The organism is Arthrobacter ginkgonis (assembly GCF_039540195.1).
Lineage (GTDB): Bacteria > Actinomycetota > Actinomycetes > Actinomycetales > Micrococcaceae > Zafaria > Zafaria ginkgonis.
In genome coordinates, this window is the sequence record NZ_BAABEO010000002.1 from 16,655 (window position 1) to 34,364 (window position 17,710).

The window sequence follows — 17,710 nt, forward strand, 5'->3', positions numbered from 1 at the left end:
AACGCGTTCCATAGGACAAATAAAAACTATGGATTGTTCCATAGAGAAGATCTATATTGGAGGACGTGAGCGACTACGACATCGGCATGGTCCGCATCTTCGTGCTGGTCTACGAGACCCGGTCGGTGACGGAGGCGGCGCAGCAGCTGTTCATCACCCAGCCCTCGGTCAGCTACGCGCTGGGAAAGCTGCGCAACCGGTTCGGGGACCGGCTCTTCGTCCGCCGGCAGCAGCGGCTGGTGCCCACCCGGCTGGCCGACGAGCTGTACCCGCGGCTGCGCGAACTGCTCGAGGGCATGGACGGGGTCATGGGGCAGGCGGCCGGCTTCGACCCGGCCACCTCCACGCGGACCTTCCGGCTGCACATGACGGACGTGGGCATCACCGGGCTGCTGCCGCGCGTGCTCCGCCGGCTGGCCGCGGAGGCCCCCGGCATCGCCGTCGAGCTGGAATCGCTGAACCTGCCGGCGGCGGCCGACGCGCTGCGCCTGGGCCGGGCCGACGCCGTGGTCTGCACTCCCCTGCTGGACGGGCCGGATCTGGTGCGCGAGCTGCTTTTCACCCAGCCCTACGTGGGCGTGTGCGGGACGGGGCACCCACGCATCGGCGAGCGTCCCACGGTGGAGGAGTTCGAGGCGGAACTGCACGTGGGCGTCGCCGCGGAGACGGGCCACCAGGCGGTGGACCTGCGGATCCGGGAACTGGGCGTCAAGCGCCGGATGGCGGTGCGGCTGCCGAGCTTCGCGGGGCTGGCCGGGATCCTGGCGCAGACGGAGCTGCTTTCCTTCGCCCCGGAGTCGTACGCGCAGCGCTTCGTCGCGCAGGGCCAGCTGCGGGTGTTCGAGCTGCCGTTCGCCGTCCCGGTGTCCGAGGTCGCGCTCTACACGGTCCGGCGCCAGCTGCCCTCCCCCGAGGCTGACTGGTTTCGGGGCCTGGTCGCCGACGCGCTCCGCACTCCCGTCGCCTGAGTCCCCTGCCGAATTCTGACGCGTAAGTGCGGGTCCTCCAGGAATTTTGTTACCTCCCGGGCAGTCACGGCGAGATTTTGCTACCTCCCGGTGGGTGTTTGGGGAATTCTGCTCACCCCACTCGGGCGCTGCGGACACGGTTCGCGGGTAAGGCAAAGGAAGCGATTCAGGTACGACGCCGGATCCGCGGGCTTGGCCGGGGGGAAGGCCGGCAGCAACGGGCCGGGGAACACCTCCCCAAGGCGGCAGGATTGTGAAACCACCCGCCGAACGTGCGCACTTTCCGGAAAACACCCACCGCGAGGTAGCAAAATCCCGTGGCGACTGCCCGGGAGGTAACAAAATTCCGCTGGGAAACGGACCGCCTACGGTTCCGCGGCCGCCCAGGGAAACACGGCACAGATCCTTCCGACAACCGCACTTACGCGTCAGAATTCGGGCCAGAACCCGCACTAACGCGCCATAATTCCTGCCCACACCCACACAAACGCATCACAATTCGGGCCGGGACCCGCACTTACACGTCAGAATTCGGAGGGGGTCAGCGGCCTCCGGCCTTGGCCAGGTCGGCGCTGATGCCGCGGGCGGCGGCGACCACGCGCGGGAGGATCGTCTGCGGGACGGGGATCCGCGAGTCGGGGAACGCGACCGCCACGGAGGCGACGATCCCGCCGTCGTCCCCGAACACCGGGGCCGCGACCGAGGTGCGCCCGGGCAGGCCGTCGTCGCGGGAGACGGCGGCGCCGGTGTGGCGGATCTCGGCGAGGTCGGCCCGCAGGGTGGGCAGCAGGCCGGCCAGGCCGGCGTCGCGCTCGCCCATCCGGCACAGCTCGTTCCAGGCGTCGGGGCTGTAGGCGAGCAGCACCCGTCCCCCGCCGGTGCGGTGCAGAGGCAGCCGGCGGGTGGCGCGCGCGGAGCCCTCAGTGGCCTTGACGCGGGTGATGCGGTCGGCGAAGAGGCCGTCGGTGCCGTCGCGCACGCCGAGGTAGACGGTGCCGCGGGTCGCCACGTGCAGGTCCACGAGGTACGGCTGGGCGAGCTCGCGCAGCCGGCGCACCTGCGGGGCGCCGATGCCCAGGCGCCAGATGCGCATGCCCAAGCGGTAGCGGCCGTGGGACAGCCGCTCCACCCCCTCCCAGCTGACCAGGGCGGCGAGCATGCGGTGCACCGTCGCCGGGGGCAGGCCGGTCTCCTCGCAGATCCCGGCCACCGTCATCTCCGCGCCCCCGGAGAAGCAGTCCAGGATCTCGAAGGCGCGTCCCAGGACGGAGCGCTTGCCGTCATCCTCCGCAGCGGCGCGGGCCATGGCACCTCCTGTGACACTTGCTGGATCCACGTTCCATCGAACCCAGCTCCATTGAATCGAGCTCCATCGAACCACGGCCCGGTCGCGGGACCGCCGGTTCCGTTGCGGCAGACGGAACAGTTTCCGCACCGCCTAGAACGGGTACTGCTCGATCTCCGGGCGCAGGGTGACCCACTGGGTTTCCGTGAACGCCTCCAGGTTGGCCGCGGCCCCGCCGAAGCGCGACCCGGTGCCGGAGGCCCCGGTGCCGCCGAACGGGGCGTTGGCCTCGTCGGACACGGTCTGCTCGTTGATGTGCACCTTGCCCGTGCCGATCAGGTCGGCCAGCCCCATCGCCGCGCCCACCTCGCCGAGGATGCCCACGGACAGCCCGAACTCGCTGGCGTTGACCAGTTCCGCGGCCTCCGCCACGTCGGAGAACGCCAGCACCGGGGCAACCGGACCGAAGATCTCCTCCTCCCAGGCCCGCATGCCGCGCCGGATGCCGGTGAGCACGGTGGGGCGGTAGAACGGCCCGTCGTGGGTGCCGCCGGCGGCCACCTCGGCCCCGGCCAGGACCGTGTCCTGCACGATCCCGTCGATGTTCTTGAGCTGGCGCTCGTCGATGATCGGGCCCAGCTGGACGTCCTCGCGGAACGGGTCGCCCACGCGCAGCGCGTCGGCCTTGGCCGCCAGCGCGGCCACGTACTCGTCGTGGAGGGACTCGTGGACCAGGTGCCGGCCGGCGGCCATGCAGATCTGGCCCTGGTGCAGGAAGGAGCCGAAGGCGCCGGCGGAGGCGGCGCGCTGCACGTCGGCGCCGGGCAGCACCACGATCGCGTTGTTGCCGCCCAGTTCCAGGTGCGCCCGCTTCAGGTGCCGGGCCGCGGCCTCGCCCACGCGCCGGCCGGCCGGCGTCGAACCGGTGAAGGAGATGATCCGCACCTCGGGCGCGGCTACGACGGCCTCGCCCACGTCGGCGCCGCCGGGCAGGGTCTGCAGGACGCCGGCGGGCAGGCCGGCCGCGTCGAAGACCCGCTGGAGCACGACGCCGCCGCTCACCGAGGTGCGCGGGTCCGGCTTGAGCAGCACGGCGTTTCCGAGCCCCAGCGCCGGCGCCACGGAGCGGATGGACAGCGTGAGCGGGAAGTTGAAGGGCGCGATCACGGTGACGACGCCGGCGGGGCGGCGGCGCGCGATCGACCAGCGGTCCTTGTTGGAGGTGAGCACCTCGCCGTGCGGATGGGTGGGCAGCGCGGCGGCCTCGTGGCATTCGGCGATGGCCGCGGCGATCTCGGTGCGCGCCTTGGTGCGGGTGCCGCCGGATTCGCGCACGATCCAGTCCTCGATCTCCGCGGCGTGCTCCTCGAAGAGCGCGGCGGCGCGGCGCAGCACCGCTGCGCGTTCGGCGGGCTTCAGCGCGGCCCAGCCGCGCTGCGCGGCGGCCGCGGTGGCTGCGGCGGCGCGGGCCTGGTCGCCGGAGGCGACGCCGATCTCGCCGAGGACCTCACCGGTGGCGGATTCGCGCACGGCGAGGGTGCCGGCGGCGCCCGCGGTCCAGGTGCCGGTGTGGACCTTGCCGCTCCAGAGCGCGGGGTCGAGGAAGCTCATGGGTTTCTCCTGCTGGGGTTCGGGGGCAGTGGCCGGCGCGCGGGGCGCCGGCCACGGGGCGGAAAACAGCGGACGACGGCGGGAACGGCTACCGGTTCTTCCATTCGGGGGCGCGCTTCTCCAGGAAGGCGCGGACACCCTCGACGCGGTCCTCGCTCAGGTACGGGTTGGGGCCCACGTTCAGGCGCAGGGCGCTGGGCAGCGGCAGGCCCCAGCTCTTGGTGGCCATCTCCTTGTAACGGCGCAGCGTGACCGGCGAGTTCGCGAGGATCTCGTCGACGTACTTCTGCACCTCCGCGCCGAAGGATTCGCGCGGGACCACCCGGTTGACCAGGCCGATCTCCTTGGCCTCCTCCATCGGGATGGTGCGGGCGGTGTAGAGCAGGTCCATGGCGACGGCGCGCGGCAGCAGGCGCGGCAGCAGCACGGAGCCGAGGTTGGCGCCCATGCCGCGGCGGGCCTCGGTGAGGCCGATCGTGGCGCCCTCGACGCCGATGCGGACGTCGGCGGAGAGGGCGATCTCGCAGCCGCCGGCGATCGCGTGCCCGTTGAGCGCGGCGATGACCGGCTTGTAGGTCTCCAGCATGACCTCGAAGAGCGCGCGGTAGGTGCCGGTCATGGGCACGTGGATCTGGCGGCCGGAGCGGGCGAGGTCGTCCATCTCCTTCATGTCCCCGCCCGCGCAGAACGCCTTGTCGCCGGTGCCGGTGATGACGACGGCGTAGACGTCCGGGTCCTCGCCGGCCTCGACGAACGCCTCGGTGAGCTGCTGCACGGTGCGGCGGGCCATCGCGTTGCGGCGGTGCGGGCGGTTGATGGTGATCCAGGCGGCGTGGCCGCGGACCTCGTAGAGGACCTCGTCGCTGTGGTCGGGGGTCTCGGCGGGGTTGTTCTCAGTGACCTCGGTGCTCATGGCCGGGTCTCCTTCCGTGGTGCTCTGGCTTTTCTAAATGCTCTGGCTTGTCTGGTGCTTTGGCTTGTCTAGTGCTTGACCGCGTCGGGTGTCCCGCGGCCGGCGGCGGTGCCGTCCGCGAACAGCGAATCGATGTCCTGCTCCCCCAGCCCCAGCGAGGCGAGGACGGAGCGGGTGTCGGCGCCCAGTTCGGGCGGGGCGCCCTGGTGCGGCGGGTAGCCGCCGTCGAACGTCAACGGCAGGTTGACGACGCGGAACCCGGGGATCCCGGGGTGCTCCAGCGGGACGATCTGGCCGATCGCCCGGACCTGCTCGTCCTCGAGCGCCTGGTCGACGGTGTGGACCGCCGAGTGCGGGACCAGCGTGGGCCCCAGCCGGTCCAGGACCTCGGCGGTGGTGAACTTGACGGTGTGCTGGGACAGCGCCACGTTGACCGGGTTCCGGTGGCGCACGCGGTCCGCATTGGACCCGAAGCCCTCCCGGTCCCGGAGCTCCCGGGCGTCCAGGGCCTCCAGCAGCCGGTGCCAGGTGTCGTTGTTCCCGGCCTGCAGGAACACGTGGCCGTCGGAGGTCGGGAACGCGCCGCTGGGCACGGTGGCCCGGTAGCCGGAGCCCAGCCGCTTCGGGGCCGCCCCTCCGGCGGCCACCCCCATCAGCGGGGCGGTCAGCCACGTCAGGGCGGTCTGCAGCAGCGAGGGCTGGACGTGGCTGCCGCGGCCGGTGGCGTCGCGGCGGCGCAGCGCCTCGTAGATCCCGACGACGGCCCACATGCCCGTGCCCATGTCCAGCAGCGAGACGGGCACCCGGGCCGGGTCGCCGTCCTCGCCGCCGGTGATGGACACGATCCCGGAGTAGGCCTGGACCATCGGGTCGTAGGCCGGCTGCCCGGCGCGCGGGCCTGTGTGCCCGTAGCCGGACATCTCGCAGTAGATCAGCCGCGGGTTCAGCTCCCGCAGGCGCTCCCAGGTGAAGCCGGCCTTGGCCAGCGATCCCGGACGCAGGTTCTGGATCAGGACGTCGGCGGAGGCGACCAGTTCCTCCAGCAGTTCCCTGCCGCGACCGGTCTTGTAGTCCAGGACGACGGACTTCTTGTTCCGGTTGAAGGACAGGAAGGCCACCGAGCGTCCCTCCCACTCCGGGGGCAGCCACTGCCGCGCGTCGTCGCCGGTCCCGTGGCGCTCCACCTTAATGACCTCCGCTCCGAGGTCCCCGAGGACCTGGGCGCCGTACGGAGCGGCCACGGACGTGCCGATCTCCACGACGCGCAGCCCGGCCAGCGAGGACCCGGCGGACACGCTAGCCACCGTGGGCTCCGGCGTGCTCGGCGAGGCGGGCCTCGAACTCGTCGCGGGCGGCGGACGTGATGTCCTGCTTCCACGGGGCCAGACATCCGGCGTAGGTCTCCGGGCCCAGCCGGAAGTGCTGGGCCTCCTCGGCCGTCTCCACGAACGGCATGTCCATCGGGTAGGCGTCCGCGCCGTAGGGGCGCGGGCCGGCCTGGGAGACGTGGCCCCAAAGCTCGTGGCCGACGATCCCCTCCGCCATCACGACGCATTCGATCAGGGCGGCCAGGTCGACGCCGGTTTGGATCCCCTCGCCCTCGAGCATGTGCACGAAGTCCTCGGTCGGGATCATCTTGCTCAGCCGCCCGTTGCCCCCGTAGGGGCAGCCGCCGAGGCCGCCGATGGCCGTGTCCACGATGAGCCGGTGGCGCTCGTCGAGTTCCTTCATGGCGACGTAGGCGCTGATCGGGGCCATGCCGCGGCCGTTGTGCAGGTGCAGGTTGATCGTGGTGACCTGGGGCCATTCGCGCAGGACCCGCCGGATCTGGGATTCCATGGCGCCGGGGGTGTTCCAGCTCATCGGGTCGCCGAAGAGGATCCCGGTGGTCGGGACCCCCGCCGCGGCCCACGCGTCCATCTGGAGCTGGATGGTTTCCATCCGCTGGTCCTCGCTGAACTCTCCGAGCCAGTTCGAGCCCCAGGCGGCGTTGACGGCGACCATCGCCTCCGTGGCGCCGGCCTTCACCTGCGCCTCGATCTGTGCCGGGAGCATCTCGATCTCCTGGGCGATCGTGCGTCCGGCGTTGCGCTGGACGAAGACGTCGCACACGTGCACGCGCGAGGTGCCGACCTTCGAGGGCGGGGACAGCGGGGGCATGAACCGGGCCCGCCGCTCGATGCCGCGCTGGTTCAGGACCAGGGCCGTGTAGTTGACCCCCTCCACGGGGGTGAACCCGTTGATGATCTCCTCGATGTTGGCCATCTGCGGGACCCACCGGGGGCTCACGAAGGAGCCGACCACGATGTTCTCCAGGCCCGTGGCGGACAGCGCATCCAGCAGGCGGATCTTCTCCGCCACCGGGATGGCGGCGCTTTCGATCTGCATGCCCTCGCGCATGCCCTGCTCGATGATGCTGACCTGCGGGAACCCGGTCATGCCCGGACCGCGGGGACTTCGTCGGGGGCCTGGGCCACCACGTTGTCCGCCAGCAGCCGGTCGATCTGCTCGGAAGTCCGGCCCAGGGATTCCAGCACCGCCACGGTGTCCTGGCCCAGCTCCGGCGGGGTGGTGGCCAGCGTGGGGTACTCCCCGTTGAAGGTCATCGGCAGGTTGACCACCTCGAGGTCCTCGACGGCGGGGTGTGGCAGCGGCTGCATCATCCCGATGGCCTTGACCTGCTCGTCCGCGTACACCTTGTCCACGGTGTTCACCGGGGAGTGCGGGACCTTCGCCTCGATCAGGCGGGGGACGATCTCCGCCAGCGTGAAGCGCGAGGTGCGCTCCGAGAGTGCCTGGATGACCTCCGCCCGGCGGAGGTTGCGCTCCGGGTTGGTGGAGAAGCCCTCGCGCTCGTCCAGGTCCGTCGCCTCGATGGCCCCGAGCAGGCGGCGCCAGATGTGGTCGTTCCCGGCGGAGATGAAGACGTGGCCGTCCGCCGTCGGGAAGGCGCCGTAGGGGACCACCCCGCGGAAGCCGGAGCCGAGGCGCTTGGGCGGCGGGTTCCCGGCCGCTGCGCCGATCAGGGGCGAGGTGATCCAGGTCAGGGCGGTCTGCAGCAGCGAGTTCTGCACGTGGCAGCCTTCGCCGGTGGTGTCGCGGCGGCGCAGCGCCTCGAACACGGACAGGGCCATCCACATGCCGGTGCCCATGTCCAGCAGGGAGACCGGCACCCGGGCCGGGGACCCGCCGTCGTCCCCGGTCATGGAAACGATGCCGGAGAACGCCTGGAGCAGCGGATCGTAGGCCGGCTGCATGGCGCGCGGGCCGGTGTGCCCGTAGCCGGACATCTCGCAGTAGATCAGCCGCGGGTTCAGCGCGTGGACGTGCTCCCAGGTGAACCCGGCCTTGGCCAGGGCGCCCGGGCGCAGGTTCTGGATCAGGACGTCGGCGCCCGCGATGAGGTCCTCGAGGACCTTCTTGCCCTCGGCGTCCTTGTAGTCCAGGACCACGGACTTCTTGTTGCGGTTGAAGGACATGAAGGCGATCGACTCGCCGTTCCACGACGGCGGCGCCCACTTGCGGGTGTCGTCCCCGGCGTGGCGCTCGATCTTGATGACCTCGGCGCCGAGGTCGCCCAGGATCTGGCCGCCGAAGGGGGCGGCCACGGACGTGCTGATCTCGATGACCCGCAGTCCGGTGAGCGAACCTTGGCCGGGCATGGTAAAGGGGGTGCTCATGCGGTCTCTCCTGTCTGTGCGAACTGCCCGTCCAGGGCGAGCAGGGAGCGTTCGAAGTCGTCGCGGGCGGCGCTGGTGACGGCCTGTTTCCAGGGCGCCAGCGCGCCGGCGTAGGTGTCCGGGCCCAGCCGGAAGTGCTGGGCCTGGTCGAAGGTCTCGATGAACGGCATGTCCATCGCGTAGACGTCCGTTCCGTAGGGGCGCGGGCCCACCTTGGAGACGTGGCCCCAGAGTTCGTGGCCGACCACCTCCTCGGCGAGCAGCGCGGCCTCAATGAGCGCGCGCAGGTCGACGCCGGTGTCCACGCCCTCACTCTCGAGGAAGTGCACGAAGTCCTCGGTCGGGATCATGCGGGTGGCCCGTCCGTTGCCGCAGTAGGGGCAGCCGCCCAGGCCGCCGATGGCGGTGTCGACCACCAGCGTGTGGCGGGAGTCCAGTTCCGTGAAGGCCGCGTACGCGCTCAGCGGCGCCATGCCGCGGCCGTTGTGCAGGTGCAGCTGGAAGTTGGTGATCCGCGGCCAGGTCTCCAGGACCCGGCGGATCTGGGAGCGCATGGCGGCCGGGGTGTTCCAGCTCATCGGGTCGCCGAACTGGATGCGGGTCACCGGGATGCCGGCGGCCTCCCACGCGTCGATCTGCAGCCGCAGGTACTCCATGCGGGTGTCCTCGGAGATCTCGCCGATCCAGTTGGAGCCCCAGCAGGCGTTGATCGCGACCTGCGCCTCGGTGGCGCCGTTGGCGACCGCGCGCTGGATGGTTTCCGGGACCGCGTCGACCTCGTCCTCGAGGCTGCGGGCGGTGTTGCGCTTGACGAAGACGTCGTCCAGGTGGATGCGGGTCTGCCCGACGGACGGGTCCGGCCCGGAGATCTTCGGGGCGAACGCGGCGCGGCGCTCGGCTCCCTTGGCGTTGAGCGCCAGGGCGGTGTAGCGGACGCCCTCGGCGGGGGTGAACCCGTCGATGACCTCCTCGACGTGCGCCATCTGCGGAACCCACTTGGGGCTCACGAAGGAGCCCACCACGATGTTCCGCAGGCCGGTCGCGGAGAGCGCATCCAGCAGGCGGATCTTGTTCTCCGTGCTGATGCCGGCGCTTTCGATCTGCATGCCTTCGCGCATGCCTTCCTCGACAATGATGACCGCCGGGTGGTTCCGGTCGGCGTGCAGCAGGTCGGCGTTGGGGCGGGGGTGGCTCATGCCATGGCCTCCTTTTTCTGCGGCGCCCAGGCGCCGGGTGCAAGTGCGGCTCCCGCGGCGCTGGCCTGGCCGCCCCGCGGCAGCGCGCGCAGGGCCCGGTAGAGTTCCTCGGTGGCCTCGGGGGTCAGCCCGCCGACGGCGCAGCAGTCGGTGAACTTGGTGCGCAACTGGTCCTCGTCCAGCGGGTTGAGGGCGTCGCCGCGGGTGATGTCGACGCGGCGGGCCAGCGTGCCGCCGTCGTCGAAGGCGATCTCCACCACGGTGAAGCCGGCTCCGTACCCGGGGTCCCCGAGCGGGGGCTCGGCGCTTTCGCCCACGCTGACGCGCCCCATCAGGGAACGCACCTGCTCGTCGGCGAAGGCCTCCTCGGTGAAGTCGCTGAGCAGCACGTTGCCGCGGATGATTGCGGCGGCCAGCGCGTACTCGAGGCTGAACTTGGCCTGGGTGGCGTTGCGCGGCGGGTAGGCGCCCAGCGGACGCGTTCCGTTGGTGTGCAGCGTGGCCGTGATCGCGCGGATGGGGCGGGTGCCGATCTCCGCGCGCAGCTCCAGCACCGCGTCAATGCCGCGGTGGGTGCCGTAGCACGCGGGGTAGCGCTTCAGGCCCCAGTCCCGAACCCAGGCGTCCTGCCAGTACTCCAGGCGTTCGGCCAGGGTTTCGGCGGCGTCGCCGATGGGGGCCAGGTCCGGGTCCCCGAAGCGCTCCAGGAACCCGCCCGGCACCTCCAGTTCGGAGGTGTTGGCGGTGAAGCCCGCCTCGGCCAGTTCCAGGGCCATGACGGCGTCGCGGGCCGCGACGCCGGCGTGCAGCGGCTTGGTCATGGAGCCGAAGTTGGGCCGGCTGCCGGCGACCAGCGAGGACACCAGGCCCAGCGCGTGTTCGGCGGTCCCCGCAGGGGTCCCGCAGAGCCGGACCAGGGCCGCGACCGTGGCCAGCCGGCCCACCGTGGAGGTGGTGTGCCAGCCCCGGGCGTAGTGCACGTGCTGCGGCAGGAGGTCGGCCAGCGCGCGGAAGGTGGCGGCGCCGACGTCGTACGCCTGGACCAGGCGCCCGCCGTCGATCCCGCGCTGCTCGGCGACGGCCAGCAGGGCCGGGAAGAGCACCGTGGAGGGGTGCATCGGCATGGACGGCGAGATGTCGTCGTAGTCCAGCAGGTGCCCGGCGGTCCCGTTCAGCAGGGCGGCCATGGACGCCGAGGTAGTCTCCCCGGACGTCCAGACGGTGGCCTGGCCGCGCGCGTTTTCGCGCGCGGCCCAGGCCCGGAGGATCGCGTCCCCCTCGAAGGCGGCCGCCGCCACGGCCACCGCCACCGTGTCCGCCAGGGCGCGGGAGACCTCGTCGGCGTGCGGGGTCGCGGCGGTCCCGGTCCCGGCGGCGAAGGCGGCAAGCACGGCCGTTGCGCCGGCGGCCTCGCCGTACGTAGGTTCACCCACTCCTGTCACCCCCTAGAAGGACTTCGGCAGGCCGAGGGTGCCGTGGGCAATGCCCGCGAGCACCATGTTGTTGGAGATCGGCGCCGTGGACGGCAGGCGCGCCTCGCGCCACTTGCGCTCGATCCCGTATTCCTCCGCGGCCGCGTAGCCGCCGAAGGTGTCGAACGCGGCCTGCGCGGCCTGCCACAGCGCCTGGGAGGCGAGCAGCTTGGCGGCGTTGACCTCGAAGCGCGGGTTCTCGCCGCTGAGGTACATGTCCGCTGCACGCCAGCGCATCAGCGAGGCGGCCTGCAGGTTGGCGTAGGCCTGGGCGATCGGGAACTGCACGCCCTGGTTCATGCCGATCGGACGGTCGAACACCACACGCTCGTTGGCGTACTGCACCGCGCGGTCCAGCAGGTGGAAGCCGGCGCCGATGTACTCGGAGGTGACGATCACCCGCTCGGAGTTCATGCCGGTGAGGATGACCTTGAAGCCCTTGCCCTCGTCGCCGATGCGGTTCTCCACCGGCACGCGCAGGTTCACGATCGCCAGTTCGTTGGTCTCGTGGTTGACCATGGTCTTGATCGGGGTGGCGACGATGCTGCCGTCGGCGATGGCCTGCTTCAGGTCCACCAGCAGCACGGTGACGCCGTCGGACTTCTTCGCTACGTCTTCGTACTTCTCGGTGCGGACCAACAGGAGCAGCAGGTCCGAGTGCTGGATGCGGGAGATGAAGATCTTGTTGCCGTTGACCACGTACTCGTCGCCCTCGCGCTTGGCGAAGGTGCGGATCCGGGTGGTGTCGGAGCCGGCGTCGGGCTCCGTGACGCCCATGGACTGCAGGCGCAGCTCGCCGGAGGCGATCTTCGGCAGGAAGCGGGCCTTCTGCTCGTCGGTGCCGTGGCGCAGCAGCGCGCCCATGGTGTACATGCCGGCGCGGGCGGCACCGGCGTGGCCGCCGTTGCGCTCGATCTGCTCCAGGACGATTGCGGCATCGCGGATGTCCGCGCCGCCTCCCCCGAACTCCTCGGGGATCAGCATGCTCATCCAGCCGGCCTCGTAGAGGGCATCAACGAACTCTTCCGGGTAGACGCCGGCGGCGTCGCACTTGCCCCAGTAGTCGCTGTCGAACGGCTTGCACAGGTCGTCGATGGCGTCGCGGATGGCAAGCTGCTCTTCGGTCAGGCCGAACGGTGAGGATTCGATGGCCGCCATGGGTCCACCTTTCAGGAGTGGGAACGTTGCTTTTCCCCTACTGAAGCCCACCCTCCACGGGTGTGAACACCGTCACTCTCACCCAGTGGAATTGGGTCCGAAAACGGGCGGAATTTTCCGCGTGGCGAGAGAATCCTGCCCCTCCCCTTGCCTCCCCCGCCTTCGCGAAAAGTGACGCGAAAGTGCGGGTGCAAACCCGAATCCTGACGTGTTTGTGCGGGTTCTTCGCGGAATTGTGCTCACTTGGGGGCAGTGTTTCCGGGATTCTGCTCGCTTCGGGGCAGTGCGTTCGGAATTGTGTGCCTTGGGACGCCGGGTGCACGACGCCGGCGGGCCGGGTTGGGTGCCTAGGCCCGCCGAGCTTGGGGATCCCGGCGTCCAGGCTCCGCCACAGCGCTGTCCCCCGATTGGACGGAATGGACCCGCCATAACGTCGAATCCAGGGACAGGGTTGTGGCGCCGCTTTCACGGCCGCAGAGACGGGAACGGGCGGAAGGGAAACCCCTTCCGCCCGTTTTCGCCGGCAGCCCCACCACCGGCGGCACCCCGCAGAAACTGCCCTGCGCACTATCTGCCCAACACTGCCTCGGAGCGATCACAATCCTGGAAACGCTGCCCCGGAGGTAGCAAAATCCCGTGGGGGCAGCAGCGCGCACACACACAATTCCGCCCAACACCGGCACAAACGCGTCAGGATTCGGGTTTACACCCGCACTTACGCGTCACTTTTCGCAAGAGAGGGACCGGCTACCAGTCGATGCCGGCGAGCAGCTGGTTCGCGTCGGCCGCCTCCGCGAGCCCGTCCAGGCGCGCGGACAGCGCCCGGGCCCGCTCGGCGCCCAGGATGCAGACGTTCAGGTCGAACTTCAGCCGCACCTGCTCCGGGGTCAGCGGCCGCTCGGCGGTGCCCAGGTTCGCCAGCACCTTCTCCTCCACCAGCGTCCCGTCGGCCAGCGTCACGCGGGCGATCGTCGGGAAGTGGCGCGGGTAGATCGCCTCGCATTCGTCGTCCGGCACGTAGTGCACCGTCGAGGCCAGCCGGCGGATGGAGGGGTTGTCCAGCGTCTCCTGGGTGAAGTCGTCCAGGTACACCCCCAGCCCGGTCCCGCCGTGGAAGCCGATCGCGAAGGTGAACGGGCCGGAGAACTGCGCGTGGTACGGGGACTGCGGGCTGATCTTGGCCTCGCGCGGCTGCGCGATGGTGCGCGTGACGGCCATCGGCACGGACAGCTCCACCCGCTCGATGTCCGCCGCGGCGATCCCGCGCGCGGCCAGCCGGCGCGCGGCGTCGATGCCGGTGTGCGTGAACACGTTGGTCGGGTACGGCTTCATGAAGCAGTTGTCCAGCTCCCAGCGCTCGCCGAGGTCCCCCACCAGCGCCTCCAGCGCCTCCGCGGCCAGCGGATGCATCCCGGTGTAGGCGTTGAAGAACCCGAACCTGCCCTCCAGCACCGAATCCGGGGCGGTGATCCCGCGGGCGGCCATCTGCGCCGCGACGACGCCGGAGTGCGCGGCCCAGCCGCAGTGCACGCGCTTGACGGTGCCGCCGACGCGGTTGGCCTCGAGCAGCCCGGCGCCCATGGAGCAGGCGATGCCCATCGCGTGCCGGATCCCGTCCGCGTCCAGCCCGTAGGCGGCGGCCGCGGCGGCGGCGGAGCCGATCGCCCCGCAGATCGAGGTGGCGTGGAAGCCGCGCTCGAAGAAGACGTTGTTGTTCAGGTCCTCGTCGTGCGCGGCCATGCCCAGGCGGATGGCGATCTCGTTGCCGGCGGCGACGGCGGCCAGGAACACCTCGCCGGAGGCCCCGGCCTCCTCGGCGGCGGCCAGCGCGGCCGGGACCACGGAGGCGCTCGGGTGCAGGATCGAGGGCACGTGGGTGTCGTCGAAGTCCAGCGCGTGCGCTGCGGTGCCGTTGACCAGCGCGGCGGCCGGGGCCGGCACGCGGTCCGGGTAGCCGAACACGGACGCCTGCGCGTGGCCGCCCCACCCGCGGACCAGGTCCAGCGCGGCCCGCACGGGCTCGGTGTCGCGGGCGGCCAGCGAGATGCCGAGCGTGTCGGTGACGCGGGCCAGAGCATCCGCGCGGATCCGGGCGGGCAGGTGGGCCACCGTGGCGGCGGTGAACCCGGCCAGCCGGGCGCTCAGCGTGGGTCCGGGCACGGCGGCTCCCGCCGTCGTGCCGGTGCTGGCGTTGCCTTCTGCGGTGGCGGTCATGCGGTCTCCTCAGCGGGAAGGGCGGGAAGGTCGGGAAGCAACGCCAGCGGCCGCACCGGGGAGCCGGTGGCCCCCGTCAGCGGCAGCGGCGCGATCAGGAAGTCGAAGCGGCCCGCGCCGAGGCCGGCGAGGGTCTCCAGGTTGAGCATTTCGATGATGGGTACGCCGCGTTCGACGAGCATCAACTTGTGCACGGGCAGGCGGGCGTGGCCCTCCCCGGCGGGGATGTGCTCGAACGCGGTGGTGTCCGAGCCCACGAAGCGGGGCTCGAAGGCCGCCAGCCAGGCGCCGCCGGCGGCATCGGGTCCGGGCACGCCGGGGTCGTGGCTGATGAAGGCGTGCGGGTCGTTCCACAGCTGCGCCCAGCCGGTGCGCACCAGCAACGCGGCCCCTTGCGGGATGGCGTCCGCGCCGCCGGGCAGCAGCGCGGCGGCGGCGGCGAGCTCGGCCGGGCCCACGGGGAACCCGGGCTCCAGCCGCTCCAGGCCGAGCGCGCGCGGTATGTCCAGCAGCACCCCGGGCAGCAGCGCCGGGTCGATGCTCTCCACCCCGTGCGCGGTGAACCGGCCGGTGCCCTGGGCATCGGCGGCCGGGATGCCGCCGTGCAGGAGCCCGTCGTGGCTGATGTGGCTGAGGGCATCGACGTGGGTGCCGGTGTGGGTGCCCAGCACCAGCAGGTCGTTGGCCCCGGAGGTGCCGTCGACGCGGACCGCATCGCCGTGGCGGCGCAGCAGCGCGTGCTTGTAACCGGGGTGGCTGGGCGAGGACGGGATGTTCGGGTGCAGCGGCTGGGCGAGGTCGACCATGCGCACCGAGCCGGCGGCGGTGCGCCCGGCGTAGACGCGAGCGGCCTGGGTCTCCGCGGTCATCGTGCGCTTCCTTCCGGGGATGCCGCCTGCAGCAGGCGGTCGGCGCGGGCGGCGATCGCGGCGGCCTGGCGCACGATCGCGGGGTCGATGAAGGATCCGTCGCCCAGGGTCGCGGCGGCGTTGGAGCCCAGGTCCATGGCCCCGGCGGCGGCGAGCACCTCGCGGGCCCAGGCGGTTTCCTCGGCCGTCGGGGCGAACGCGGCGCGCACCGCGGCGACCTGCGCCGGGTGGATGCAGCTGCGTCCGAAGAAGCCCAGCGCCCGCAGCGCGGCGGAGGAGGCGGCCAGGCCGGCGTCGTCCCTGACGTTGGTGAAGGCGCTGCCGACCGGGGACGGCAGCCCGAGCGCGCGGGAGGCGAGCACCACGGTCTGGCGGGCCAGCTGCAGGCCGGGTTCGCCGGCGGGCCCGCGCGGCACGCCGAGGTCGGCGCCCAGGTCCGCCTCGCCGAGCATCATCGAGTGCACGCCGGGCACGGCGCCGATCTCGCTGGCGGCGGCGACGGCGCGGGCCGATTCGAGCTGGCAGATCAGCCGCTGACCGATCCCCCAGTCGGCGGTGGCCTCGGCGGCGCGGGCCGCGTCCGCGGCCGTGTCCACCTTGGCCACTCGGATGGCGCTGACGACGCCGGCGCGCACCAGGGGCGCGAGCGCGGCGACGTCGGCCTCGAAGTCGGGCGTCGAGGGCGGGTTCACGCGCACCACCACCGGGGCGGCGAGCCCTTCCCCGAGGTGCCCGGCCAGCGCGGCGCGGGCGGCGGGACGCTCGGCCGGGTGGACGGCGTCCTCGAGGTCCACCACCACGCCGTCGGCGGCCGCGGCCGCCTTGGCGAAGCGTTCGGGGCGCACGGCCGGGACGTACAGCCAGGCGGCGGCGTGCTCCCAGGCCAGGGTTTCCGGAGCCAGCGGCGCCGGCATCAGACCGCGCCCTTGGCGCGCAGCCCGGCGACCTGCTCCGGGGTGTAGCCGAGCTCGGCGAGGACCTCGTCGGTGTCCTGCCCGTGGCCGCGGCCGGTGTGGCGGATGGTGCCGGGGGTCTCGGAGAGGCGGAAGAGCACGTTCTGCATCTTCACCGGGCCCAGGTCCGGGTCCTCGACGGTGGCGATGGTGCCGATGTGGTTCAGTTGCTCGTCCTCGATGACTTGGGACATGTCGTAGACCGGGGCGATGGCGGCCTCGGCCTGCTCGAACGCGGCGATGACCTCCTCCAGCGGGCGGGCGGCGATCCATTCGGCGACGGCGCCGTCGATGGTGTCCGCGTGCTGGGCCCGGCCCAGGCCGGAGGCGAACCACTCCTCCTCGATCAGTTCCGGGCGCCCCACCAGGCGCATGACGCGCTCGGCGATGGAGTTCGCGGAGGAGGAGATCGCGACCCAGCGACCCTCCTTGGTCTGGTAGGTGTTGCGCGGGGCGTTGTTCTCCGAGCGGTTCCCGGCGCGGTGGGTGATGTAGCCGAGCTGGTCGTAGGCGGTCAGCTGCGGGCCGAGCATCGCCAGGATGGGCTCGATGATGGCCAGGTCCACCACCTGGCCCTGGCCGGTGCGGTCGCGGTGGTGCAGCGCGGTGAGCGTGGCGATGGTGGCGGCCAGGCCGGCGATGTTGTCCGCCAGGGCCAGCGGCGGCAGCGTGGGCGGCCCGTCCGGCTGGCCGGTGGAGAAGGCGAAGCCGCTCATGGCCTCGGCGAGGGTGCCGAAGGCGGGGCGTCGGGAGATCGGGCCGGTCTGGCCGAAGCCGGTGACGCGGACCAGGATCAGGCCCTGGTTGTGCTCGGAGAGGGCCGCGTAGTCCAGGCCCCACTTCTCCAGCGTGCCCGGGCGGAAGTTCTCGATGACGATGTCCGCGTCCCGGGCCAGTCGCAGGAAGACCTCCTTGCCTTCGGGGGCGGAGAGGTTCAGCGTGGCGGTGCGCTTGTTGCGGGCCAGCAGCGTCCACCACAGGCCCTTCCCGCCCTTGGACTTGCCGTGCGTGCGGGCGCCGTCCGGGCGGGTGGGGTGTTCGATCTTCAGCACGTCGGCGCCGAAGTCGGCCATGATCGTGGCCGCGGAGGGGCCGGCGAAGAGGGTGGCGATGTCGAGGACCTTGAGGTCCTTCAGCGGCCCCTGGCGCTCGGCGTCGATGCCGGTCGCGGGGGACGGGCTTGCGGCCGTCTGGGTCATGGGAGGGGCTCCTCATGGAAGGGGTGGGATTCCGCGTCAGCGTAGGCAGCGGCGTTTGGCCGCAACAAGGCCCGCTATCACTGGGTGAGAGGACGACGGCGGCGGGTCCCCTGGGCGCGGAACGGCCGCGAACGCGGGGGTTGACGGGCCCGAAGCTGGGCTCATATTCTGCAATTCAGAATTTAATTCTCA

General features: G+C 71.6%; 14 protein-coding genes. 1 reads left to right on the forward strand and 13 read right to left on the reverse strand.

Annotated elements, in window-relative coordinates:
• The first annotated feature begins 65 nt into the window (after positions 1-65).
• Positions 66-968, forward strand: a complete 903-nt coding sequence (locus ABD912_RS00955; protein ID WP_345147793.1) for a LysR family transcriptional regulator — start codon at positions 66-68, stop codon at positions 966-968.
• A gap of 541 nt (positions 969-1,509) precedes the next feature.
• Here ABD912_RS00955 and ABD912_RS00960 read toward each other — a convergent pair.
• From ABD912_RS00960 to ABD912_RS01020, 13 genes are all read right to left on the reverse strand, one after another.
• Positions 1,510-2,274 carry an IclR family transcriptional regulator gene (locus ABD912_RS00960; protein WP_345147794.1) on the reverse strand — a complete coding sequence of 255 codons (765 nt, stop codon included), beginning with the start codon at positions 2,272-2,274 and terminating at the stop codon, positions 1,510-1,512.
• A 132-nt stretch (positions 2,275-2,406) separates the two neighbouring features.
• Positions 2,407-3,864: an aldehyde dehydrogenase family protein gene (locus tag ABD912_RS00965; protein ID WP_345147795.1), complete on the reverse strand. Its 1,458-nt coding sequence runs from the start codon at positions 3,862-3,864 to the stop codon at positions 2,407-2,409.
• Positions 3,865-3,952: 88 nt separating this feature from the next.
• Positions 3,953-4,777, reverse strand: coding sequence for an enoyl-CoA hydratase/isomerase family protein (locus ABD912_RS00970; RefSeq protein ID WP_345147796.1), 825 nt, complete (start codon positions 4,775-4,777; stop codon positions 3,953-3,955).
• Between the two features lie 68 nt (positions 4,778-4,845).
• A complete protein-coding gene (locus tag ABD912_RS00975) occupies positions 4,846-6,081 on the reverse strand; it encodes a CaiB/BaiF CoA transferase family protein (RefSeq protein WP_345147797.1) in 1,236 nt (411 codons plus the stop codon).
• Positions 6,074-7,216, reverse strand: coding sequence for a beta/alpha barrel domain-containing protein (locus ABD912_RS00980; protein ID WP_345147798.1), 1,143 nt, complete (start codon positions 7,214-7,216; stop codon positions 6,074-6,076). The genes ABD912_RS00975 and ABD912_RS00980 overlap by 8 nt, the downstream gene beginning before the upstream one ends.
• A complete protein-coding gene (locus tag ABD912_RS00985) occupies positions 7,213-8,457 on the reverse strand; it encodes a CaiB/BaiF CoA transferase family protein (RefSeq protein ID WP_345147799.1) in 1,245 nt (414 codons plus the stop codon). The genes ABD912_RS00980 and ABD912_RS00985 overlap by 4 nt, the downstream gene beginning before the upstream one ends.
• A complete protein-coding gene (locus ABD912_RS00990) occupies positions 8,454-9,653 on the reverse strand; it encodes a beta/alpha barrel domain-containing protein (protein WP_345147800.1) in 1,200 nt (399 codons plus the stop codon). The genes ABD912_RS00985 and ABD912_RS00990 overlap by 4 nt, the downstream gene beginning before the upstream one ends.
• On the reverse strand, positions 9,650-11,086 hold the full coding sequence (locus tag ABD912_RS00995; RefSeq protein ID WP_345147801.1) for an MmgE/PrpD family protein: 1,437 nt from the start codon (positions 11,084-11,086) through the stop codon (positions 9,650-9,652). Before ABD912_RS00995 ends, ABD912_RS00990 begins: the two co-directional genes overlap by 4 nt.
• Before the next feature lie 12 nt (positions 11,087-11,098).
• A complete protein-coding gene (locus ABD912_RS01000) occupies positions 11,099-12,283 on the reverse strand; it encodes an acyl-CoA dehydrogenase family protein (protein WP_345147802.1) in 1,185 nt (394 codons plus the stop codon).
• A gap of 747 nt (positions 12,284-13,030) precedes the next feature.
• Positions 13,031-14,497, reverse strand: a complete 1,467-nt coding sequence (locus ABD912_RS01005; protein ID WP_345147804.1) for an MmgE/PrpD family protein — start codon at positions 14,495-14,497, stop codon at positions 13,031-13,033.
• Complete coding sequence (locus tag ABD912_RS01010) at positions 14,494-15,366, reverse strand: cyclase family protein (protein WP_345147805.1); 873 nt, start codon at positions 15,364-15,366, stop codon at positions 14,494-14,496. The genes ABD912_RS01005 and ABD912_RS01010 overlap by 4 nt, the downstream gene beginning before the upstream one ends.
• Positions 15,363-16,280, reverse strand: coding sequence for an HpcH/HpaI aldolase/citrate lyase family protein (locus ABD912_RS01015; RefSeq protein ID WP_345147807.1), 918 nt, complete (start codon positions 16,278-16,280; stop codon positions 15,363-15,365). The genes ABD912_RS01010 and ABD912_RS01015 overlap by 4 nt, the downstream gene beginning before the upstream one ends.
• Positions 16,280-17,518, reverse strand: a complete 1,239-nt coding sequence (locus tag ABD912_RS01020) for a CaiB/BaiF CoA transferase family protein (protein WP_345147809.1) — start codon at positions 17,516-17,518, stop codon at positions 16,280-16,282. Before ABD912_RS01020 ends, ABD912_RS01015 begins: the two co-directional genes overlap by 1 nt.
• Between the last annotated feature and the right edge of the window lie 192 nt (positions 17,519-17,710).

Coding starts and splice junctions, on each gene's coding strand:
- ABD912_RS01020 (WP_345147809.1), bottom strand. CDS start 17,518: ATGACCCAGACGGCCGCAAGCCCGTCCCCCGCGACCGGCATCGACGCC.
- ABD912_RS01010 (WP_345147805.1), bottom strand. CDS start 15,366: ATGACCGCGGAGACCCAGGCCGCTCGCGTCTACGCCGGGCGCACCGCC.
- ABD912_RS00970 (WP_345147796.1), bottom strand. CDS start 4,777: ATGAGCACCGAGGTCACTGAGAACAACCCCGCCGAGACCCCCGACCAC.
- ABD912_RS01005 (WP_345147804.1), bottom strand. CDS start 14,497: ATGACCGCCACCGCAGAAGGCAACGCCAGCACCGGCACGACGGCGGGA.
- ABD912_RS01015 (WP_345147807.1), bottom strand. CDS start 16,280: ATGCCGGCGCCGCTGGCTCCGGAAACCCTGGCCTGGGAGCACGCCGCC.
- ABD912_RS01000 (WP_345147802.1), bottom strand. CDS start 12,283: ATGGCGGCCATCGAATCCTCACCGTTCGGCCTGACCGAAGAGCAGCTT.
- ABD912_RS00965 (WP_345147795.1), bottom strand. CDS start 3,864: ATGAGCTTCCTCGACCCCGCGCTCTGGAGCGGCAAGGTCCACACCGGC.
- ABD912_RS00960 (WP_345147794.1), bottom strand. CDS start 2,274: ATGGCCCGCGCCGCTGCGGAGGATGACGGCAAGCGCTCCGTCCTGGGA.
- ABD912_RS00985 (WP_345147799.1), bottom strand. CDS start 8,457: ATGAGCACCCCCTTTACCATGCCCGGCCAAGGTTCGCTCACCGGACTG.
- ABD912_RS00980 (WP_345147798.1), bottom strand. CDS start 7,216: ATGACCGGGTTCCCGCAGGTCAGCATCATCGAGCAGGGCATGCGCGAG.
- ABD912_RS00990 (WP_345147800.1), bottom strand. CDS start 9,653: ATGAGCCACCCCCGCCCCAACGCCGACCTGCTGCACGCCGACCGGAAC.